At 37.6% G+C, this 22,975-nt stretch carries 15 protein-coding genes, 1 tRNA gene and 1 CRISPR repeat array; of the genes, 14 read left to right on the top strand and 2 right to left on the bottom strand.

The annotated features are described in order from the left end of the window. The first annotated feature begins 9 nt into the window (after positions 1-9). From F938_RS03870 to F938_RS03820, 11 genes are all read left to right on the top strand, one after another. Positions 10-2,025: a transglutaminaseTgpA domain-containing protein gene (locus F938_RS03870; protein ID WP_005029557.1), complete on the top strand. Its 2,016-nt coding sequence runs from the start codon at positions 10-12 to the stop codon at positions 2,023-2,025. A gap of 44 nt (positions 2,026-2,069) precedes the next feature. Next, positions 2,070-2,146, top strand: a tRNA-Val gene (locus tag F938_RS03865). 186 nt (positions 2,147-2,332) lie between these two features. Then, complete coding sequence (locus F938_RS03860; RefSeq protein WP_005029555.1) at positions 2,333-3,535, top strand: tyrosine-type recombinase/integrase; 1,203 nt, start codon at positions 2,333-2,335, stop codon at positions 3,533-3,535. A gap of 181 nt (positions 3,536-3,716) precedes the next feature. Further along, positions 3,717-4,529, top strand: coding sequence for a hypothetical protein (locus F938_RS03855; protein WP_227567113.1), 813 nt, complete (start codon positions 3,717-3,719; stop codon positions 4,527-4,529). Between the two features lie 169 nt (positions 4,530-4,698). Further along, positions 4,699-4,920, top strand: a complete 222-nt coding sequence (locus tag F938_RS03850) for a hypothetical protein (RefSeq protein ID WP_005029551.1) — start codon at positions 4,699-4,701, stop codon at positions 4,918-4,920. Further along, positions 4,917-5,288: a hypothetical protein gene (locus tag F938_RS03845; protein WP_005029549.1), complete on the top strand. Its 372-nt coding sequence runs from the start codon at positions 4,917-4,919 to the stop codon at positions 5,286-5,288. The genes F938_RS03850 and F938_RS03845 overlap by 4 nt, the downstream gene beginning before the upstream one ends. A 64-nt stretch (positions 5,289-5,352) precedes the next feature. Beyond that, positions 5,353-5,907 carry a hypothetical protein gene (locus F938_RS03840; protein WP_005029547.1) on the top strand — a complete coding sequence of 185 codons (555 nt, stop codon included), beginning with the start codon at positions 5,353-5,355 and terminating at the stop codon, positions 5,905-5,907. A 299-nt stretch (positions 5,908-6,206) separates the two neighbouring features. Further along, entirely contained in the window at positions 6,207-7,403 is a 1,197-nt protein-coding gene (locus F938_RS03835) for a Fic family protein (protein ID WP_005029545.1), read from the top strand. 251 nt (positions 7,404-7,654) lie between these two features. Beyond that, a CRISPR array of direct repeats spans positions 7,655-7,982; the repeat unit is 28 nt; unit sequence GTTCACTACCGCATAGGTAGCTTAGAAA. Positions 7,983-8,230: 248 nt separating this feature from the next. Further along, the gene (locus F938_RS03830) at positions 8,231-10,288 is read left to right on the top strand and encodes a TonB-dependent receptor domain-containing protein (RefSeq protein ID WP_005029543.1); all 2,058 of its coding nucleotides are present in this window, start codon (positions 8,231-8,233) and stop codon (positions 10,286-10,288) included. Between the two features lie 160 nt (positions 10,289-10,448). Continuing rightward, positions 10,449-11,243 (top strand): helix-turn-helix domain-containing protein, encoded by a 795-nt coding sequence (locus tag F938_RS03825; protein WP_227567112.1) that lies wholly within the window; start codon positions 10,449-10,451, stop codon positions 11,241-11,243. 82 nt (positions 11,244-11,325) lie between these two features. Further along, a complete protein-coding gene (locus tag F938_RS03820) occupies positions 11,326-12,165 on the top strand; it encodes a sterol desaturase family protein (protein ID WP_005029539.1) in 840 nt (279 codons plus the stop codon). A gap of 198 nt (positions 12,166-12,363) precedes the next feature. On the opposite strand, the gene F938_RS03815 is transcribed toward F938_RS03820, so the two are convergent. Continuing rightward, positions 12,364-14,580: a TonB-dependent siderophore receptor gene (locus F938_RS03815; protein ID WP_005029538.1), complete on the bottom strand. Its 2,217-nt coding sequence runs from the start codon at positions 14,578-14,580 to the stop codon at positions 12,364-12,366. Between the two features lie 205 nt (positions 14,581-14,785). After that, positions 14,786-15,304, bottom strand: a complete 519-nt coding sequence (locus F938_RS03810) for an RNA polymerase sigma factor (protein ID WP_005029536.1) — start codon at positions 15,302-15,304, stop codon at positions 14,786-14,788. 258 nt (positions 15,305-15,562) lie between these two features. Between F938_RS03810 and F938_RS03805 the strand changes: the two genes are divergently transcribed. From F938_RS03805 to F938_RS03795, 3 genes are read left to right on the top strand one after another with little or no spacing between them, the layout of a single operon-like run. Then, positions 15,563-16,771, top strand: a complete 1,209-nt coding sequence (locus F938_RS03805; RefSeq protein ID WP_005029534.1) for an efflux RND transporter periplasmic adaptor subunit — start codon at positions 15,563-15,565, stop codon at positions 16,769-16,771. A 3-nt stretch (positions 16,772-16,774) separates the two neighbouring features. Next, positions 16,775-19,870, top strand: coding sequence for an efflux RND transporter permease subunit (locus F938_RS03800; RefSeq protein WP_005029533.1), 3,096 nt, complete (start codon positions 16,775-16,777; stop codon positions 19,868-19,870). Continuing rightward, positions 19,867-22,971, top strand: a complete 3,105-nt coding sequence (locus F938_RS03795) for an efflux RND transporter permease subunit (protein ID WP_005029531.1) — start codon at positions 19,867-19,869, stop codon at positions 22,969-22,971. Before F938_RS03800 ends, F938_RS03795 begins: the two co-directional genes overlap by 4 nt. The last annotated feature ends 4 nt before the right edge of the window (positions 22,972-22,975 follow it).

The following is a 22,975-nucleotide window of genomic DNA, read 5'->3' as shown; positions in this document are numbered from 1 at the left end:
GGAGTGGGTATGAATAGATCAATTCAAGTTTCAATTTTAGTTGCCTTAAGTTTGATTTGGTTGGCACAGCTTGCTTATATGCCAATTGCCTTGTCGATATTGTTCTTGGTGAATATCCTCGGTTTAGGGGGGTATTATCATAAAATAAATACTCATCAAACACTCAATGTTCCTCGATTTTTGTTGCAAGCGCCGAAGCTATTATTTGCATTTTTTGCCTTATTAATTATCTATCTGCACACTCAAACATTTTTAGGCGTAGAAGCTGGAACTGCCGTACTTTCTACATTCTTATTTGCCAAAGCATTAGAAACCAAGTCTAAACGTGACTTTATTATCCTGTTTAATTTTGCTTTGTTTGTGGGTGCAAGTTTATTTTTACATAGCCAATCTTTTGCAATGGCTGTTTTAGTATTGTGCTGCTTAATCAGTTGCTTGGTTGGATTGTACCGCGTACAGACAGCCAATTTTGAAATTACACAACCTGTTTTAAAATCTCTTAAAAACGACTCATTCCATATCGTTAAGGTTATTGGTTTGGCTTTACCCTTTTTTATTTTACTATTTCTGTTTTTTCCACGCTTGCCTCCACTTTGGCAAATTCCGATTCCCAATAATCAAGCGGTGACAGGATTGAGTGATCGGATGTCCCCTGGAGATATTGCATCATTGTCGCAATCGAGTGCCTTGGCTTTTCGAATTATTGGAGACATGAAACAGTTTCCAAGCCGCAATGAGTTGTATTGGCGAGCGATGGTATTGGATCGTTATGATGGCACAACTTGGACAAGTGATTTAACCAATAAGCAGAGCAAATCCTATTCCAAAATAGCAGGTCAAGTGGATGGATTTCATTATCGATATTTAGCCAGTGATCCAAGTCAGCAGTGGATCACAGGTTTAGAAAAATCGATACCGATAGAACAACGTTTTGAACTACATCAAGACTGGTCTATTACACCGAAACGGCTTGTACAACGGGTACAACCCATCGAATTGCAATGGATTGGTCAGCGTATACAGGATGTTCAAGCCCCGGCGTTTGAACAATTGATGCTTAAAAATAATCTAAAATATCCTAAAAATCGTGATCTACAAGCGCAGAAGTTTGCAGTGAGTATGTATCAACAAAGCCAAGAAACCCCTGATATCTATATTCAAAATATTCTAAACTGGTATAAAAAAGAGAATTTTGTTTACACGCTAGCTCCGGGGAAATTGGGGAATCACCGAATTGATGAGTTTTTATTTCAATCAAAACAGGGTTTCTGTGAACACTATGCCTCAAGCTTTGTTTTGCTTATGCGTTATGTCGGAATACCTGCTAGGGTCGTCACAGGCTATCAGGGTGGAGAACTTGCACCTGACGGAAAAAGTTGGGAAGTACGTCAGTTAGATGCTCATGCATGGGCAGAAGTGTATCAACAAGGACAGTGGCGTCGAATTGATCCTACAGCCATCATTGCGCCGATGCGAATAGATCAGGGAATGCAAACGACCATAGATGGCAATGCAGCGTTTTTTGGGGATGCAGCTTATTCAAATTTACGTTTTCAGCATTCATCCGTATTGAGAACATTAAGAGTCTGGAGTGACTACGCAAGTTTTCAATGGCAAAGCAAAGTCGTGGGTTATGATGCGGAAAAGCAAAGTGGGTGGATGAAAAAACTGGGGCTAACTTCAATCTATAGTTATGGACTAGTTTTAATTTTTGGGATAATTGGATTGTTACTGATTTACTGGGGAGTGACAAAACTTTTTCGAGTGCGTCAGATGTCTGAACTCGAGCGCTTGATTTTTAAATTTAATCAGCAGTTACCTGAGCTAAATCAAAAAGCACAATTTGAAACTTTTCAACAATGGATGTCTCGTTTAGCAAGTCAGGTTGAAGAAAAAAGTTCCTTTGAACAGGCAAATCAAGTTTTTCAAAAAATCACGTATTTAGCTAATGAAAATCAACAAGATATTCAAAAAATTAAGAAATTGCTTAAAGAGTGTTCGAATGCGTTAAAAGCTAAAAAATAAGTCTTGTCATATTGCTGAAAAATGAATAATATTCTCAGCACTTCAGGTGTATAGCTCAGTTGGTTAGAGCGCTACGTTGACATCGTAGAGGTCTCCAGTTCGAGTCTGGATATACCTACCAAGACATTAAATTCATATAAACTTACATATATTTGTATGCATGTAAAACCCTAAATTATAATGATTTAGGGTTTTTTTATGCCATTATATACCCTCATATCTAAGCATACACCATCAAATTTCTTGTATCACGCTGTGTATCATGGTTTTATAATTGAACTCATGATACAAATATCTGTGACATAAAATGAAAAGAGCAGCAATAAAGAAACGCCCATTATCAGATACGACTTTGGCTAGTCTCGAACCTGAAGATAAGGACTATAGGGAATTGGATAGTCTTGGGCTGTACTTCCTCGTTCAAAAGCAAGGTACAAAATCATGGCAATTAAGATATAAAAAAACTGATGGGAAATGGTCGTGGATGGGTTTAGGGGCGTATCCAGCCATAAGTGGCGCTTTAGCAAGGAAAAAAGCAAGTGAGTTATTGGAGAAGCTATCAAATGGCGAAGAAATAAATACATGCAGATCAGTTAAACAAAAAAAAATAGAAAATGAAAATCAGCGTTTTAAGGTTTTAATGTTCGATTGGTTAGATACAAAAGGGTCTCATTGGGGAGCTGATACGTATGATAAGGCAGTTAAATCAATCAAACGGCACATCATCCCAGTATTTGGTGAGAGAGATTTCACAGCTATATCACCTAAAGAGTGGTTTGATTTTTTTCAAGGTTTACAACGTAACTTAGGTATTTATACCCAAGTGGAAAAATTAACATCATACGTCCGTAATGCCTATGACTGGGCAAAGTTTCAAGAGAAAATCGTTTTCAACCCTTTGGAAGGGATTACAAAGCACTTAGATAAAAACAACGGCGGAAACATGAAGTTTGTCGAAATGTATGAGCTTCCAGCCTTAATCCATGCCATTAGGACCTATCCTAAAAGAGACATGGCGATAGGGTTGGAATTATTGGTCTTATTATTTCCTAGACCTGTTGAACTACGTTATGCCACTTGGGAGCAATTCGATCTCGATCAAGCGGTATGGATCAAGCCAGCTGAAATCATGAAAAAGGATATTGCCCACGCCGTGCCACTACCCCACCAAGCCATAGTTTTACTGAAAGAGTTATACACGTTTAAAACGGAATCTGATTTATTGTTTGTAGGTCGTGGGAGTTTGGTAGAACCTGTTTCAGACAATACGTTTAATCAAGCCCTAAATCGTTTAGGATATAAAGGTAGGCAGAACCCCCATGGGTTTAGGCATATTGCAAGCACAGCGTTAAACAATCGATACAGTGATAAGGAGCAAGTAGTGGAAGCAACGTTAGCTCACCTTAAAAAAGGAGTTAAAGGTGTATATGACAAAGGCGCACACTTTGAAGAACGAAAAGATATGATGCAGTGGTGGGCAGATGAAATTGATCGTATGACAAATGGATAGTAGTTTATTCAATATTATAGCTTGGGTATATCTTTGTTTATATTGATATTCGGTGTATATGTTTTATTGAAAATTTTCGTCTTCAAGCTACATTAACATTTGGATAAAACATAAATTAAAATTTAGATTGATTTAATTGGAGGTTTTAATTTTGCCTATTTATACTTCTAAGAAGACTGTTATGCAATTTTCTGAATATGTGTATTTCCCATTAAAGGAAGGGGTTGTAAATAAGTTAATTATATCAAGTAATTATATTGATTTTATTATTCGTGAAAGTTGTGATAATTCTGTTGTTTTGTATACTATTGATGAACAAATCAATCTAATTCAAAACTCGTATTTATGTTTTAACGAAATAAGTATTTTGGATGCATTGGGACTAGAACAAGCATTTATAAATAGAGAAAGTAATATGAATTATAAGGAAAGTTTAATTGAAGCTGTTTTCCAATTACAAGAAAAAGGAATTTTGAAGAAGTTCGAAATCATTGATAGTGATTGTAAGGGACGAAATGCAATTTCTTTTGATAAATTTATAAAAGAAATTAGTTTAAATACAAAGTCTTCCGAAGATGATGTTTTTGAAAAAATAGATATTTTTATAAGTGGTTTATACTGGTATACCAAGCAATTTTTTTATGCAAACAATACAGAAACGGCAAATTTTTTTAAGACTTATAGTCGTTTTAAGTTAAATAAAAATGAGACAGATGAATCACTTAGTGCAAGGGAAATTGGTACAATAACTGCAATTTTTAACGCTTTAAATTTACTTTTACCTTACGATAAAAAATATGGAATTGATAAAATTCCAAAGAAGCGAAAAGCAGTAAAACTATTTCTAAAAAAAATTGCAGAATCTGTTCTTTTAAATACAAAAAGACCTCATGGGGTTAAGTCGAATATTGAGAAGCTACTCAGAGGCAAAGGACAGCATCTTCCTGACGATTTTCCAAGTGATCAAACTGTAGCGAAATGGTTTAAAAACTAAATAAATTATATCTCGATTATTTTTAAATATTTAATGTTATATTTATCAGTAAATTGAGTGGATAAAATTATAATTATAAAAAATAAAATTCTAATTATAAGAATTAAAAAAAAATTTATTTAAAGATGTGTTTATGGTTTTTTATACCATTACTTATACAGGAATAAATATGAACAAACTCCCCCCAATCCGCATCTCATTTAATGAGGCTTGTCGCATTCTTGATTTATCAAGACAGGGGCTTTACGAGCTCATTTCCAGAGATCCAGAGTTAGCTGCTTGTGTTATTAAAGATGGTAACTCAAAACAGTCTAATGTTTATTTACTTTATGCAGAATTACAAATATGGGCAAAAAGTAAAGCTTCACAAAATCAAGGAGTATCGACATGAACCTAAATGATCAAAAACTTTTTCGAAAATATTTTTCGAAAATATATAGCTATTTAAAAGAGAATTGTTTGGTATTAAATTACCTAAATGATTGCGATCAAAATATTGATTTTATCAGAAAACTCTCAATTATTTATGCAAATGAGACAATCAAAATTTTATCAACGGACCCATCTATCGGCGATCAACTTTCCCAAATATATTCAAACTTTTATAGAGTTTTAGAATTAAGTATTTATAAAAGAATAGAAATTTTGGGATGTGAAATTCGCCCTACAGATGAAGAAGATATTAAAATTTTTATAGACAATTTCATAACGACTGTAAGAAATTATAATTATATCAAACTGAATAAACCACCTATTTAAAATCACGAGTAAAGAACTAACTCAGACCTTTCGCCATAGAGATATGGCGAGATGAGGAGCTTTTATGCAAAATTTAGAACAAATCAATCTAGAACAGAGTCAGGAAATGCTCAGTTTACTAAGTTCTACGGATAACTTAACTTTTCAAACTTTCTGTGAAAGTTCCAATTGTAAAACAAAAGCCCGTACTTTCAATGGCTCTTTTAAACAGCATGTGAAATCCCTTATCACCTTAGATGCCATGGAAATTTCCCCTATAGCCTGCATTACTGCACCCGAAAAACGTTGTGGTAAAACACAATTCTTGAATGTGATTAGCGAACTTGTAAAACGCCCCATGCCTACTTCCAATATAACTGCCGCAGCATTATTTAGGAGTATCGAAAAATGGACGCCAACATTATTGATTGATGAAGCTGATTCTTTCATAAAAGATAGTGAGGATTTAAGAGGAATATTAAATGCTGGACATGGCAGACGTAGTTCTTATGTCATTCGTACTGTTGGTGACAATCACGAACCTAAAAAATTTAATGTCTGGGGTGCAAAAGCAATAAGTGGTATCGGGCACTTACCAGATACCCTTATAGGTAGCTTAGAAAATGTGCGAATAGTTTGATAACTCGTAATACTCGTTCACTACCGTATAGGTAGCTTAGAAATGGTAATGCAACAGCACAAGATGATTGGAGAAGTTCACTACTGTATAGGTAACTTAACGAACTTAAAATTAATTGGATATAGGTTTAATGTGACTGGAAAAGTCTAATCAATTGAAAAATTTCGATATTATATTTAAAACAAAATTTGACAAAATGAGTGACATAATCTTTGACATTATTACAATTAAAATTTGACTAAATTTATGATTTATAATAATAATGTTTTGACATTTTATTTGACAAAAAAATTGACAAAATGCCTGATCAAAGTAAAGTTTGGCTAGATGACACAACTTTAAGAGTCATGACGTACAAGTCCGGCTCTTTTACCTTTCAGCTTGGGTTTGACTTAGAGCAGGTTACACCTATGCTTGATCGTGTAAACGATGCACAGAATAGATTTAATAAAATGCCAAGTTTGCCTCAAATTATAGATCAAGTACAAGAAAAGGTTTTAGCGAGTAGTATTTATAGTACAAATACCATTGAAGGTGGTCAATTTACAGAGCAAGAGACGAAGGAAATTTTAAGACTAGATCCTAAGACAATACAAAAGACCGAGGAGCGTCGTCTCACCAATCTTAAAGAGGCAATAGATTGGATCAAACAGTTCAGTCAAAAAAAATTACAACCTAAAGAGGGTCAAAGTATATCCTTAATGTCCGTCATTAAGTTACATAGCCTGGTATCGCAAAATCTAGAAGAACAACATAATCCAGCAGGGCAATTTAGGAATAATCAACCTAACCAAAAAACAGTGGTAGGTAATAGCGAACATGGTGGTACATATCGTCCACCAAAATGTATTGAAGATATTGAGTATCTTATAATAGCTTGGATTGAATGGTTAAATAGCCCGAATGTGATTAATCAGCCCGCTATTATCCGTGCTTGTTTAGCACATTATTACTTTGAATTGATTCATCCATTTTGGGATGGTAACGGACGAACAGGACGTTTAATTGAAATGTTACTGCTTGAACAATCAGGCTACCGATTTAGTTCGTCAGCGATATGGGCATATTATCAAATCAATATTCATGAGTATTTTGCTTTGTTTAATGCATGTCGAAAAGCTGCTGATAGAAAGGAATCTTCAGCCAATCAATCTTTTATTGAGTTTGTGCTAAAAGGGATGTTCGAGACCATTAATAATTTACATGATCAAAGTAATGGATTAATCGGCTTTTTGTTGTATCAAACAGCTTTAAATGATGCCAAATTTAGTAAACGGATCTCAGATAGACAATTTAATTTAATTCAAACAATTATGTTTGTAACAGGACAAACGAAAAAGTTTTTAAACCAAGCTGAGTTATATCGAATACCACAAATCCAAGTTTTATATACAGGTAAAACAGAACGTACTTTTTATCGTGATATTGCTAGATTGGTTGAGCTAAACTTTTTAGATGATCAAGATGGATTGATTGTTGTTGGCGAGTCAGTTTAAATATGATGAGTTTATAAATTGCTTGGCAATATTTTATAAATTTTTTGCAAATGAAGCAAAAGTAGGAAAATTTGGATTGTATAGATTTTAGTGAAACAGAAGGTAATTCTAAAATTTTACCCCAATATTTTTTAGCTCTTTAACAACTTAATAAAATCAATAAGTTATAATTGTAAGTAGAAACTTGGGTCATTTGATGATTTTAAGGTTTAACTTACTGTTATTATTTTATTTTTTGTTTTAAAATTATAGTTCACTACCGTATAGGTAGCTTAGAAAAGAAATGGTGCTTCGAGAGGCGATTTGGTGAAGTTCACTACCGCATAGGTAGCTTAGAAAATCTATGTCCGTATCATCTATAAATGCAAAATGTTCACTACCGCATAGGTAGCTTAGAAAACAATCTTTAACAGTTGTAATTTCTACTTTAGGTTCACTACCGCATAGGTAGCTTAGAAAGTCCACCCCCACGGTTCCAACGAGGGAATTGCGTTCACTACCGCATAGGTAGCTTAGAAATACATATGCTGCTTGGGGCATCAAAAAAGCATGTTCACTACCGCATAGGTAGCTTAGAAATTGCTAACGTTTTGAATTGCCGAAAAGTCTGAGTTCACTACCGTATAAATCCCTTAAAAATATAAACGCCTTAACATCTTCGCTAAATTTAGGAAAGTACAAACGATATGGAATAATTTTTATAGTAAATAAAATACAATAATTTAAATGATAATTATTTGCATTATTAATTGCATTTGAATATTTGGTAAAATACAATGTGCAACAATTCTTACACAATCCCTCCGTAATTTGAGTTGCGTATTAACATGAATAAACAATTAACACTTCAAGCACTATCTCTCTCCATACTCTCAGCAATGTCAATTTCAACATATGCAAACGAGACTTCAGAAGACTCTTCCAAGCTTAAAACGATCGTCGTTACAGCAAGTAGTCAGGCGGTCGATGTTAAAGAAGCACCAGCCAGTATTAGTGTGATTACCAGTGAAGATATAGAAAAACAACCGGTGGGTAGTCTTGGCGAGTTATTAAGTAAAGTACCTGGGGTTACTGGTGGAATTAGTCCTAGCAAAGAAGGCTCTAAAATTAAACTACGCGGTTTACCTGACAATTACACACTGATTCTCGTGGATGGTAAACGTATCGGTTCTTCCCGTGATGTCAGTTATCGTCCAGATTTAGGACGTCAGGATTTAAACTGGATAACTCCAGATATGATTGAAAGAATTGAAGTTGTACGAGGACCAATGTCTTCATTGTATGGATCAGATGCAATGGGTGGTGTCATTAATATCATCACCAAAAAAATCCCAAGTGTTTGGGGTGGCAATGTCACACTAAATTATACTCAACCTACAACGTCTTCAGATTTAGGTACGACTTTACAAACAGGCGTGATGGCTGCTGGTCCATTGACGGATACACTGGGGTTACGACTAACCGCAGGAATGACTGAAAGAGAAGCAGATAAAAAATATAAAGCGGGTGATGGTACAACAGGTTCTAAAGATCAAAACTATAATGCAATGTTACACTACCAGCCAACAGACAAACAGTCATTTAGTTTTGAAGCAGGGCATAGCATTCAAAAGAATGAGAAAGGTTCGCAAATTAATCAAACTACGGGAGCTGAACAAGCCACAAGTTGGGGTGCTGCAGAATTAGAACACAATACATTCAGCATTTCGCATCAGGGTGACTGGGCGATTGGTCAATCTAAATTAAGTGCCTATTACAATGATTATGATTCGAGTGTAGGTGAACTTACGACTAAATCAAATGAAATGATCGTTGAAGGTAGTTTAACCATGCCATTTGAAGTGGTGTTTAAGCAAGCCTTGACTGTTGGGGGGCAATGGAAACGACAAGAATTGACCAATTCAGATACCATAGGAACATTACCAGGTGGAAGTTGGGATGGAAAAGGTTATAGTGATCCAAAAGTGGAAAATAAGAACTGGGCATTATTCTTTGAAGATAATATTTCACTGCTAGAAAATTTGACTTTCACTGTCGGTAACCGTTTAGATCATGATGATAAATATGGAACTCATCATAGTCCGCGTGGATATTTAGTTTATAGTCCAACTGATGACCTTGTTATTAAAGGTGGCGTTGCAAAAGGTTTCCGTGCACCCACGGTAAAAGAGTCTTCTCCAGGTGGTGCTACTCAATCAGGTGGGAATGGTTGTAATGGATTGAAAGGTCAAGATTGGTATGACGAAAAGGGCGTATCTCACACTTATGAACGTGGGGGCTGTTATATGACAGGTAATCCAAACTTAAAGCCTGAAGAAAGTACAAACTATGAGATTGGTGTGAACTATACTGGCTTTGGAACAGACTTAGGGTTGACATTCTTCCATACAGATTTTAAAAATAAAATCGCTTATTCTCCACTCGGTTTTTTTTATGGAAATTGGTTTACGCGTAATGAAAATATACAAAGTGCAGTAACACGTGGTATCGAGATGGTGGCAAATTTCCCAGTCCTTGATAATTTAAAATGGAATAATAATGCCACCTATTTCTTAAAAGCAAAAAATGAAGACACAGGTGCAAATCTAATTAATACATCAAAATTAACAATAAACTCAGCATTGAATTGGCAAGCATCAGATCCACTGAATGTTGAATTGTCTGCACAATATTTAGGTAAGCAATATTTAAGTGATAAGACAGCGACGCCGACAATGCAAAAACCACACACCATTGTAAATTTAACCAGTAATTATAGAGTAAATGATAAATTAACGCTTCGTGGCGGTTTAACTAACTTATTAGACAAGAAACTATCGAATGGTTCAGATACTTATTTGGTTGAGCGCCAAAAAGTATTTGTGGGTGCAACCTATAAATTCTAGTCGACACATCGAATTTTTAAGTTTAATACAATCTTTTTAGAAATGAATTAATAAAACCACCTTCGGGTGGTTTTTAAATAGGTATTTAAAAGGGACGAATAAGTAGTCAAAATGCTGCTGTATGAATTTAAATGGTCAATTTGATGAGGTGATGACTTTTATGAATAAAAGCGACGTATCTTCTAAATACTGGCTGGGGAAAATCTCAATTGGCTATGGCATTGGATATTTTGAAGGTAATGTTGGCGACAACGATTTACATCGACACCACGCACACCAATTAAGTTTTGCAAAAAATGCAGGAGAATGTATTCAGGTCAGTGGTGAGGAACAATGCATATTTAGCAGTGGCGTATATATTACAGCAAATACATTGCATCATTTAAAGTCAGGAACATATTGTTCAATTTATATTGATCAAACACATTTTCTTGCCGAGATCATCCATCAATACCTACAACCCATTTCCACAATGACCGTATTACCTGAAGATTTGGTGATTGTACTTCGTAAATATTTTATCCAGCAGCGTCATCACGACAAAGCTTTTCAAATGCTGTTAAATTACTGTGGAATTAATCATTTTAAACAACCCACGATACGAGAACAGCATCTTTCAAATTTTCTTAGTTCGAGTAAACAGCAAGACTTAACCCTTAAACAAATCGCAGAACAATTTAATCTCTCAGAAAGTCGTTTTAGTCACTGGTTTAGTGAAAGCTTTGGTATTTCTTATAGAAGTTATCGTAAATGGTTACGACTACTTCAAACGATTCAATCAGCTGGTCAGCAAACTACCCTGACAAATGTGGCATATCAATCCCACTTTTCTGATCAAGCTCATTTCAGTAGAACGTGCAAACAGATGTTTGGTATTCAACCTTCACTGTTAAAATTCATTCCATCGATCGAACAGATTCCGATGTGGCAACCATCTGATCCTATACTTGAATAGTAATCTAGCTGTTTCATTCAATTCTTTTCACTTTCTAATCCGCATACTGAAATGACATTTTAAACGGAAAAGGAGTGATGAATTGAATACATTGTTAAAGATGTCATTCAGATATTTATTTTACCCAGTTTGGATGGCTTTGACTGTCTGGGTCATGTTCGTGATTCTATCGGGGCAGATGACATATTGGCCAAGTTCGATCTTATTTATTGTGCTGAGTGGTTTGATGATTGCTTTGGCTGAATATCATTCGCCCTATCAGCCGAATTGGTTAGAGTCACATCAAGATGGATTGACCGATATTTTACATGCTATTTTTAATTTAGTTTTGATTGTTTCTGTATCTAAAATAATTGAAATATTGGACATATTTAGATTTTTCCCACGTCTCTGGCCGGATCAATGGTCATGGTTTTGGCAACTTATGCTTGTCGCCTTGGTGATCGACTTTGGATTGTGGTTGATGCATCGTTTCAGTCATCGTTATAAGTTTCTATGGAAATTACATGCAATTCACCATCATTCTAGTCGGCTATACTGGTTGAATGCTGAAAAAAGGCATCCATTGAGTGCCTTAATACTTGCAGGACCAAGCCTTATGATTCTTGCAATCTTAGGAGCTCCAAGTATATTGATTGGTTGTTGGATGATGTACATGGCAGTACACTTATTTTTTCAACATGCCAATGTGGACTATCGAGTCGGCGCTTTAAAATATATTTTTGCTGTTGCTGAAGTACATCGCATTCATCATAAACACGGGCATGGTCGGAAAAATTTTGGTGAGGTGTTTATTTTCTGGGATATTATTTTTGGAAGCTTCTATTATGAAAAGCAAAATATTAAACCAGATCAAGTCGGTGTACGTAGCCCAATTCCAAATGAATATTTGGCGCAATTAAAATGGCCATTTCAAAAGTAGTCAGACAGATGCCTAGTTTAGAGCAAATTAAACTCATGCATTTCTGGTAGTCAAATTTAGTACTGACTAAAAGGACTATTATTTTATAAGCATAAAGTGGTCATCACGACCACTTTATAGTTTTATTTTTAAAGCTCAAACACATTACTAGATTGAATTTATTTAAGCTCGGATTTAATCATAAATTTAAAAACAGAATTACCAACTGTAGCGAACACCTACATTAAAGTTTGTGGGTGCACCATAATAACTATTGGTTGTCGCTAAATGATATTTTTCATTGAATAGATTATTTACATTGAGATTGACCAACAAATTTTCATTGATTTTATAACGTGCCATCAAATCAACGAGTGTATAACTGTCTTGAGTAAAGCGTGTATTTACAGGGCGGGTCACATCCGAATAAATATCGCTTTGCCAACGTAGACTGCCACCTACTGTCAGTGCTTTATCGAAATAAGGCAGGGTATAAGTGGTAAATATTTTTGCTGTATTGTTAGGGATATTGGTATTTATGGCGTTGTCTTTATTATCCTTTGATAGATTACGAGTGAAACTTCCTGAAACTTGCCATAACTCTGTCAGTTTTCCAGTTGCTTCTAGTTCAAAACCTCTACTTTCTGTACCTGATTCAGCGCGATAAGCTTGCGAGCCATCTGGAGCAAAAACTCCATCGACAGCAATGGCTTTATTGTCTTCTTTGGTTTGATAAATGGCAGCACCAATATTTAATTGATTGTCGAAGAACTCACCTTTAATTCCAAGCTCAGTGCTATTTCCAACAAGTGGATCTAAATAGTCACCACTCACTGTTTTTCTGTCTTGTGGAGAAAAGATACTGGTATAACTGGCATAAGTGGTCCACTGCTCAGTCAAATCATAAGTCAGTCCAATATATGGAATCACTTCACCTGTTTCTTTACGTGATGTTGTTTCGGTAGTGTTTGTGGCATTGTCGTGATTTTTGGTTACACGTTTCCAATCTTCAACGCGTGTCCCCAAGATAATGGCAGCTTTGTCTGAAGGCTTTAATCGAACAGCGCCGAATATAGAGCGACTACTGTCATCACCACTGTACCAGCCATCAATCATTGTTTCTGGACGAGTTGGATTATGCCCATCCCAAGTGAAAATATTACCTAGATTACCATCCCAAGACATTCCATTATTCCAACCGGAATATGTTGGGCGTTGATTGTCACTTTTTGTATAGGTTGTACCCACGACCACGTCATGAGTTTGGTTAAATAGATTAAAGGAACCATTTAAGGTTAAATTGAATAGATTCTGTGTAGGTTCATAATCCCAACGTGTGGCATAAATTAAAGCGCCAGCACCTGTTTGTTTTTCAATTCCTGAACTATATGCATAGCCGACTACCTCATCAGAAGAGGTTTCAGTTCGAGAAATCGTTCCCTTGAGTTTCCAATTGTCATTAAATTTATGTTCAATATCTGCAAAATAACCTGTTGTTGAACGGTCTGAATAGGTCCAGTCAGCTGCCGCTGAATCAGAACGTGACCAATTGATCAGTGATCCATCTTTATAGTATGAAGGTAAGCCCCCACGTGCGATGCCTGTAATATCAATTTGTTGGTGGCTGATACCGAAACTTGCTTTGGTTCGATCAGTCAAATCAGCTTCAAGTACACCATAAGCAACTTTACGTTCTTCAGCATAACGATCGATATAAGAGTCACCATCTTGATAAGCCAATACGGCACGACCACGAATACTTCCTGATTGGTTTAATGGTGATGAAACATCAATATCGGTACGATATGTGTCCCATGAGCCAGCACTTGCACTCACTGAAGTTTTAAAATTCTGTAATGGTTTTTTCCTAACCATGTTGATACTGGCACTTGCTGAACCGGCACCTGTCATTAAACCATTAGCACCACGTACAATTTCGATACGGTCAAAAAGCGCAGTATCTTGGCTTTGAAAGATACTTGAATAAGAGTTCAGGAGTTTTACACCATCCAATAAGTAATTGTCTACGCTTTGACCACGAGCATAAATTGGTGTGTTATCGGAGCCGATATTACCGCCTTGATTTATGGTTAAACCCGCAGCTTGAGTGACCACATCTGTTAACTGAGTGAGATTTTGATCTTCCATTTGCTGGCGAGTAATCACGCTCACCAGTTGCGGTGTTTCTTTTAAGCTGAGGGCTAATCCAGTGGATGCCGTGGTTGCTTTCGCCGTATAAAGACCTGTTTCTTCGGTTGTTAATGTATCACTGTTGGTAGCAGTGACCGTAATGGTCGGAAGTTGTTCGGAGTTTTGTGGCAGGTTCTCAGTATTATCTGATGCCGCAAATAATGATCCATTGACTAAAATAGATCCACCCCAAAGTACAGTTCGAATAGCCACAGTCAGAGCATGCTTAGCTTGATGTTCCTTCATAAGATTCTCATACGAGTTATATTTATCTATTAGTCGTTTAATGTGAAAAAAAAGCTCAAATTTTTCTAACTTTTTTACTTTTAGACAATTTGGAAATAAAAATATTAAAAAGAAATTCTTATTATTTTATATAAATCAGTAGCTTGATGTTAATCTTGTAAAGCCTTTATCTAATCGAGAAAATTTTAATCTGATCACGATATATCTAGTTCAAGGTATTGTTATAGGTTTTAGAACAAGCGCTGAATGCCTGCTTCATATCTCTTTTTACTGTGGCCTGTGAAATATTGAGTTGCTGACCAATGGCGCGATAAGTCATTCCTTCTAACTGAGATAATAAAAAAACCTGAGCAACTCGATTGGGAAGGTTTTCAAGGGTTTGTTGGACCTGATTCAAAGTTTCGCGCATGCAGATTTGATGTTCGGTCGAAGGATAATCATCTTGAGGGATTGAGGGGAGTGTCTCTAAATAACCTCGTTCAATTTGCTGATGTCGCCAATGATCAATGATGACATGTTTGGCTATGCCCAATAGCCATGCTTTGGGTTCTTTGATTTCTTCAAAACGATAGTTGCTTTTTAATGCACGATAAAAAACTTCTTGACTCAAGTCTTCTGAAGAGTGGTGATTATGCAGCTTATGCTTAAACCACAAAACCAAACTACTTTGATAGTCTTGATAAATATGGTTGAACCATTGCTGTTTTTCTAAGTTCAAATTCATTGAAGTTGCCTGTTGAATCAGCGAACAGAACAAAGTTTTGCTGGGTAGATATAAGTATTGAAAATAATGATAGTGATAATGATTATTAAATGTAATAATAAACATTACAAAAAGCAACATGTAGTATTGAACTGATTTAAATCAAGTTTCATCAAGCGAATGGATGAAATGAGCACTGATTTTTAGTGAATTGTCACTTTATTTGGTTTGATCTTTGTAAATATCGCGAATTCTGCGACTGTCTGAATAAGAGTTTTTATGAGTAATCCATTAGTCAATATAAGCCCCAAAAAGAGTTCACTTCAGCAGAAGTTTAAATATTTAATTGGATTAATCATTCTCATTGGCTCGGCGCTAGCAGGTTTTTATTGGAAAAAATCGACGTCTAAACCTGTAGAGGAATACAGTCAGTGGAGTAAACCTGTTCCTGTAAGAACAGTATCCGTACAGCAGCAAAATTTACAACTTGAGATCAAAGCTATAGGAACGGTAATTCCTGCACATACAGTCAATGTTCAAAGTCAAGTTTCTGGTGTGCTACAACAAATTTATTTTAAAGAAGGTCAATGGGTTAAAAAAGGCGAGCTACTTGCACAACTAGATCCTGCAGCGTTTCAAGTTGCATTGGCACAGGCGCAGGGCACCCAGCAGCAAAATTTAGCACAACTGCAAAATGCAGAAACAGAGTTAAAACGTTATCAATTACTGTTTAAGCAAGACTCGATTGCCAAACAGCAAGTCGAGCAACAACAAGCATTGGTGAATCAGCTTAAAGGGCAAATACAATCGAACAAAGCCCAAGTTGATGCGGCTAAATTACAGCTCTCGTTTACACGAATTTATTCACCGATTGCAGGGCGAGTAGGCTTTAGACAAAAAGATGCGGGTAATTTAATTCAGGCCAATGAAACAACAGGCTTGGTCACAATTACTCAAGTCCATCCTATTTATGTGCAATTTGCAGTTGCCGAAAATTATTTGATGGGGCTACGTGATACTTTGAAAAAAGGACAGCAAATTGAAGTGAGTGCATGGGACAAAAGTGAGCAAAACAAGTTAGCGATGGGACGTGTACAATCACTGGATAATCAGATTGATGTCAGTACCGGGACATTAAAGCTAAAAGCAGTGTTTAACAATCAAGACGATACTTTATTTCCAAATCAATTTGTCAATGTTCGCTTGAATACACAGACGATTCAGAATGCCATCACGATTCCAAATGATGCTGTGCAACATGGCGCCAAAGGAACCTATGTTTATATTGTTAATCCACAACATAAAGCTGAAATTCGCATGCTAAAACTGGGCATGACTTCAAACGGTCAAATTGAAGTGATAGAGGGTTTAACAGCAAAAGAGCAGGTGGTTTTAGAAGGGATTGATCGACTATCAGAAGGAAAAGAAGTTCAAATCGTTTCAGATCAGCGCCAACAAACTTCAAACGTGGACGCAACTCAGAGATAAATCATGAATATTTCACGATTCTTTATTTTACGTCCAGTCGCTACGACGCTGTTAATGCTTGCCTTGTTATTCAGTGGTTTCTTAGTTTGGCGTTTGCTCCCTGTATCTGCTTTGCCACAAGTCGATTATCCGATTATTCAGGTATATACCTTTCAACCCGGTGCAAATCCCGATACGGTGCAAAGAACCATTACCGCGCCACTTGAACGTGAAATGGGGAAAATTGCAGGGTTGAAACAGATGTCGTCCAGTAGTTCTGTTGGTGCGTCGGTAATTACTTTACAGTTTGAACTCAGTGCGGAATTGGGTGTAGTTGAGCAAGAAGTGCAGTCCGCACTAAGTACAGCCAGCAATAAGTTACCCAGTGATCTGCCCACACCGCCTGTGTATCGCAAGGTTAATCCTGCCGATGTTCCAGTGATTACTTTGGCCATTAGTTCTGATACTTTGCCTTTAACTACAGTCTATGACATGGTTGATACACGTGTTGCTCAGAAACTTTCACAACTGACTGGTGTGGGCATGGTCAGTCTTGCAGGTGGGCAAAGACCTGCAATACGGGTACAAATGAATCCAGCAGCGCTTGCTTCTTATAAAATGAGTGCAGAGCAAGTACGAACAGCGATTCAGTCAGCCAATGCCAATCAACCAAAAGGCAGTTTTGATGGTCCTTTTCGAACCACAATGTTGGATGCCAATGACCAGATTCGCTCAATTCACGATTATGAAAATTTAATTTTGCGATGGAATAACGGCGCACCGATACGTTTAAAAGATGTGGCAAAGATCATAGAAGGTAGTGAAGATCGTTATATGGCAGCTTGGGCAGACAGCCAGTCAGCGATTTTGGTGAATATTCAACGCCAACCGAATGCCAATGTGATTCAGGTTGCTGATCAAATTAAGCAGGTATTGCCTGAATTACAAAAGAATTTGCCTGAAAACGTTAAAATTCGGGTTTTAACAGATCGTACGGAAAGTATTCGAAGCTCAATTCGCGATGTACAAAAAGAATTGGTTTTTGCTGTTTGTCTTGTGGTCATGGTGACCTTTCTGTTTTTAAAGAATTTATCTGCAACCATCATTCCAAGTATTGCTGTACCGCTTTCAATTATTGGTACTTTTGTGGTGATGTATTTTCTAGGTTTCTCTGTTAATAATCTGACCTTAATGGCACTGACGATTGCGACGGGTTTTGTGGTCGATGATGCGATTGTGATGCTGGAAAATATTGCACGGCACCGAGAGTCTGGAGAAAATTTATTACAAGCAGCATTGAAAGGTGCTCGAGAAATTGGCTTTACTCTTATATCTTTGACAGTCTCATTGATCGCAGTACTGATTCCATTACTGTTTATGGGCGACGTCGTTGGGCGCTTATTCCATGAGTTCGCAGTCACTTTGGCCGCAGCAATCGCAATTTCTTTGGTGGTGTCTTTAACATTAACACCGATGATGTGCGCCTATTTACTCAAAAATACTCAGCTTGTAACTTCAAAAAAGTCTTGGAGCTTAGATCAAGTTATTGATTATTATGCTAAAGGGTTGGCGTGGGTTTTTCGCCATCAACCCCTGACCTTAGTCGTAATGTTGAGTACAGTATTGCTGGCAGGATTCTTATATTGGGCGATTCCCAAAGGATTTTTCCCAGTGCAGGACAGTGGGGTGATTCAAGTCGTAACTGAAGCACCAGATGATATTTCATTCCAAGCCATGAGTGAACGTCAGCAAAAACTTGCCAGTCAAATTCTCAAAGATCCTGCGGTTGAAAGTTTATCTTCATTTATTGGGGTAGATGCCAATAATCCGAAACTGAGCAATGGGCGTATTTTAATTAACCTAAAGCCACATGCTGAGCGTGATGATGCTGATCTGGTGATGTCCCGTTTGCGTAAACAAATGAGTCAAGTTCAAGGTATTTATGGATGGATACAACCTGTACAGGAGTTGAGTATTGAAGACAAAATTAGTCGGACTCAATATCAACTCAGCTTAAGTGCAACACAAGCTTCAGACTTAGAAAAATGGACGCCTCTATTGGTAGATGCATTGGCACAACGTTCTGAATTTGCAGATGTCACCAGTGAGGGGAGTGGACAAGGTTTACAGGCATTTATTGAGGTCAATCGAGATGCTGCATCTCGTTTAGGTTTAAGCGTTGAAGATATTAGTTTGGCTTTACAGAATTTATTTGCCCAACGTCAGATTGCGACACTGTATACCCAATCAAATCAGTATCGTATTGTCTTAGAGCTCAATCCTGATTTGACACAAGGTTTGGATCATTTAGGGCAAACTTATATTCATAATGGTAATGGTGAACCCATATTACTCAGTACTGTTGCTACGATTGTTCAAAAAAGAGTGCCGACTATTTTACAACAACAAGCACAATTTCCTGCCAGTGGTGTGTCTTTTAATCTTGCTTCAGGTGTGGCATTGGGAGATGCAATTAAAACCATTCATGAAGTGGAACGACAGCTCAATTTGCCTATCGATGTGAAGTTGAAATTACAAGGTGCGGCGGCAGCATTTGAAAATGCCCAACAACATACATTTTGGCTGGTCATCGCCGCGATTGTCACGATGTATATTGTTTTGGGGATTTTATATGAAAGTTTTATTCATCCCATTACCATTCTTTCAACATTACCCTCTGCTGCAATCGGTGCTTTAGTGGCTTTGTTTTTGGTACAACGACCGTTGGATATGATTGCATTGATCGGAATCATCCTATTAATTGGTCTGGTCAAGAAAAACGGCATCATGATGGTCGATTTTGCTTTGGCTGCGCAAAGGAATGAAGGCTTGACACCGCAGCAGGCGATTTATCAAGCAGCATTAATGCGCTTTCGTCCGATTTTAATGACCACACTTGCAGCATTGGTCGGAGCGATTCCACTCATGTTGGCTTCGGGCGCTGGTGCAGAATCACGCCAACCACTCGGCATCGTGATGGTCGGTGGTTTGATTGTTAGTCAGTTACTCACCTTATTTACAACACCCGTGGTTTATTTATTCTTTGATCGATTGCAACAATCTTTTTCAAAATCTGAGTCATCAACAATAACGGCAAATGAAGTAGGGAGAGAGTCTTGAAGGTGCTCTCAAACTTTATTCATCGACCCGTTGCCAGCATATTGTTGGGTATAGCAATTGTATTGTTGGGCATATTGGCTTATTTCCGCTTGCCAGTGGCAGCTCTACCGCAAGCTGATATCCCCACAATTGTTGTGCGAGCCAGTTTACCGGGAGCAAGTCCAGAAAGTATGTCTGCAACAGTGGCAACTCCTTTGGAACGAGCCATGATGGGCGTGTCAGGGGTTAAAGCCATTAACTCTTCAAGTAGTCAAGGTTCAAGTCAAGTGGTTTTGCATTTTGCTTTGGATACGGACATTAATGAAGCTGCTCGAGAAGTACAAGCAGCGATTAATGCTGCTATGTCACAGCTTCCTTCTGGTATGCCTAGCCCACCTGAATATTTTAAAATTAATCCAAGTCAAAGCCCGATTCTTTATTTGGCATTGAGTTCAAAGCATTTATCTGCTGGAAAACTCTATGAGATTGCTGCGAATCAATTACAACCGAATCTTGCTCAAGTCAGTGGTGTTGGTGAAGTTGCCATTGATGGTGCTTCTATGCCTGCGGTGAGAGTGACACTTAACCCGAATGCTTTGATTGCTCAAGGGATCTCTTTGGAGCAAGTTCGTGAAGCGATTGTTCAGGCAAATCGAACACAGGCATTGGGTGTCATAGAGACTGAAAAATTACGATGGCAGGTCGCACTTTCAAATGACTTAAAAACTGCACAAGACTTTGCTGATTTGGTGGTTTATCGAAATGCGCAGACATTGGTTCATTTAAAAGACGTTGCAGAGGTACAAGACTCCGTTGAAAATCGTTATGTCAGTGGTTTTCATAATGGTCAACCTGCTGTGATTATTAAAATCAGCCGTCAACCCAATGCCAATACTGTTGCGACCATTGAAAAAATAAAAGAAAAGATACCTGAATTAAATGCCTTAATTGCTGCGGACGCTCAACTCATCACCGTGATGGATGGATCAGAGATTATTCGAGCCAGTCTTGATGAAGCACGTGATACTTTATTATTTTCCATGTTTTTGGTGATCGTCGTCGTCGCATTGATGTTGGGACGTTTACAAAGTGCAATTGTGCCCAGTATTGCCTTGGTCGTGACTTTGATTGGCGCATGTAGCTTGATTTATCTCGCAGGTTTTTCACTGAATAATTTGTCGATCATGGCTGTGATTGTGGCAATCGGATTGGTTGTGGACGATGCCATTGTCGTCTTAGAAAATATTGAGCGTCATATTGAACAAGGTGAACAGCCTGTTCAAGCTGCAATTAAAGGTATCAGCGAAGTTGGGGCGACTTTGGTGGCAATGAACTTAGCTTTGGTAGTGATTTTTATTTCCGTACTATTTATGGGCGGTGTGATTGAACGATTGTTTAGAGAGTTCTCTTTAACTTTAGTGTTTATTGTCATTTTATCTGTATTGGTGTCATTGGTTCTCACCCCCAGTTTGTCTGCACGGACACTTAAACCCCTTAAAAGTTATCAGCATCAAGCTTTGTACCAGTTTAGCCATCGTACAACACAATATTTAACTCAGCTCTATTTGCGCTCCCTGAAATGGATGATTGGACATGCCTATATTGCAATTCTATTGTGGATTGGGGCAATTGGGGCATCCGCATATCTTTACCAGAATTTATCGAAACGGGTGCTACCTGAGCAAGATACAGGTCGTGTAGATGCCTTTATACGTGGTGATGATGGATTCTCTTTTCAGATTATGCAGCCGAAAATTGCCAGTTTCAGTCAAAGTGTATTAAAAGACCCAGCCGTAAAAGATGTCATTGGGACTTCAGGCGGAGCAGGAGGAACCACAAACTCTTTTCTCATGGTGAGTTTAAAACCAAAAGCCGAGCGTGGTGGAAAATCTTCACATGAAATTGTTGAGCGACTTAAGCAAAATGCACCTTGGCAAGCTGGGGCAATTTTCTCGGCACGTGTTAAGCAAGAGTTAGAACTAGATGATCCATTTTCAAGCGGGAGTGGCCAAGATTATATGTTGCTTCTGCAATCTGACAATGTTGCCTTATTACGCCAATGGGTGCCCAAAGTTGCGCAGGCCATGCAAAAACTTCCTGAACTTGAGGAAGTTGAAAGCATGGGAGATGAAGGCGCTCAGCATGTCACATTAGATATAGATCGTGAAGCTGCTCGTCGTTTGGGTGTAGAGATTGAAAATATATCGAGTGTATTGAATAACTCATTTTCACAACGTCAGATTTCAACCATTTATGATCAAAATCAACAATTTCATGTGGTGATGGAAGTCGATAAGCATTTTACTGAGCATCCAGAAGCTTTGGCGAATGTGCGTATACCAAATCAACAGGGTGCATCGGTACCATTGAGTAATTTTGCCAAATGGTCATATGGGATTAGTAATGATCGAGTATATCGCCGTAATCAGTTTGCAGCGATGGGTATCGGTTATGTGGTGAAACAAGGTTACAGTTATGAACAGGCCGATGCTGCGATACGATCTGTTTTGCCTGAAGTGATGTTGCCCAATGAAATATTTATGACCACGGATAAAGATGTAGAAGCAGAAAGTTTACAAGGTGGCTTAAGCACAGCATGGTTAATTTTGGTGGTGATACTCCTGATTTATATTCTATTGGGGATTACTTATGAGAGTGTTGTTCATCCCTTAACTATTTTATCTACCATCCCAGCTGTGGCATTGGGAGCGCTATTTACCCTATGGTTATTTGATTTCCAATTTACCCTCATTGCACTTTTAGGCATGTTTTTGTTGATAGGTATCGTGGTGAAAAATGCCATCCTTTTAATTGATTTTACTTTGCTTGAACGGCGTCAAGGTAAGTCCGCATACCAATCTGTGTTGTCTGCTGCAAGCTTGCGTTTTCGTCCGATTTTAATGACCAATAGCGCAGCATTACTTGGCGCGATTCCTTTGGCACTTAGCTGGGCTGAAGGGGCTGAGTTACGCCAACCTTTAGGTGTTGTCATTGTGGGTGGATTAGCACTGGGTCAGTTATTCACCTTATATAGCACACCTGTCTTATATTTAGCTTTGGAAAAATGCGCAGAATTTTGCGCAAGATTGAAGCGCAGCCATATCGTTCAGTCTGGTCAATAGGAAC

It is taken from the genome of Acinetobacter bereziniae LMG 1003 = CIP 70.12, assembly GCF_000368925.1.
Lineage (GTDB): Bacteria > Pseudomonadota > Gammaproteobacteria > Pseudomonadales > Moraxellaceae > Acinetobacter > Acinetobacter bereziniae.
Note: the sequence above shows the minus strand (reverse complement) of the source record. Positions and strands in the feature narration are given on the sequence as shown.

Coding starts and splice junctions, on each gene's coding strand:
- F938_RS03860 (WP_005029555.1), top strand. CDS start 2,333: ATGAAAAGAGCAGCAATAAAGAAACGCCCATTATCAGATACGACTTTG.
- F938_RS03825 (WP_227567112.1), top strand. CDS start 10,449: ATGAATAAAAGCGACGTATCTTCTAAATACTGGCTGGGGAAAATCTCA.
- F938_RS03840 (WP_005029547.1), top strand. CDS start 5,353: ATGCAAAATTTAGAACAAATCAATCTAGAACAGAGTCAGGAAATGCTC.
- F938_RS03855 (WP_227567113.1), top strand. CDS start 3,717: ATGCAATTTTCTGAATATGTGTATTTCCCATTAAAGGAAGGGGTTGTA.
- F938_RS03870 (WP_005029557.1), top strand. CDS start 10: ATGAATAGATCAATTCAAGTTTCAATTTTAGTTGCCTTAAGTTTGATT.
- F938_RS03815 (WP_005029538.1), bottom strand. CDS start 14,580: ATGAAGGAACATCAAGCTAAGCATGCTCTGACTGTGGCTATTCGAACT.
- F938_RS03805 (WP_005029534.1), top strand. CDS start 15,563: ATGAGTAATCCATTAGTCAATATAAGCCCCAAAAAGAGTTCACTTCAG.
- F938_RS03835 (WP_005029545.1), top strand. CDS start 6,207: ATGCCTGATCAAAGTAAAGTTTGGCTAGATGACACAACTTTAAGAGTC.
- F938_RS03850 (WP_005029551.1), top strand. CDS start 4,699: ATGAACAAACTCCCCCCAATCCGCATCTCATTTAATGAGGCTTGTCGC.
- F938_RS03830 (WP_005029543.1), top strand. CDS start 8,231: ATGAATAAACAATTAACACTTCAAGCACTATCTCTCTCCATACTCTCA.
- F938_RS03845 (WP_005029549.1), top strand. CDS start 4,917: ATGAACCTAAATGATCAAAAACTTTTTCGAAAATATTTTTCGAAAATA.
- F938_RS03800 (WP_005029533.1), top strand. CDS start 16,775: ATGAATATTTCACGATTCTTTATTTTACGTCCAGTCGCTACGACGCTG.
- F938_RS03810 (WP_005029536.1), bottom strand. CDS start 15,304: ATGAATTTGAACTTAGAAAAACAGCAATGGTTCAACCATATTTATCAA.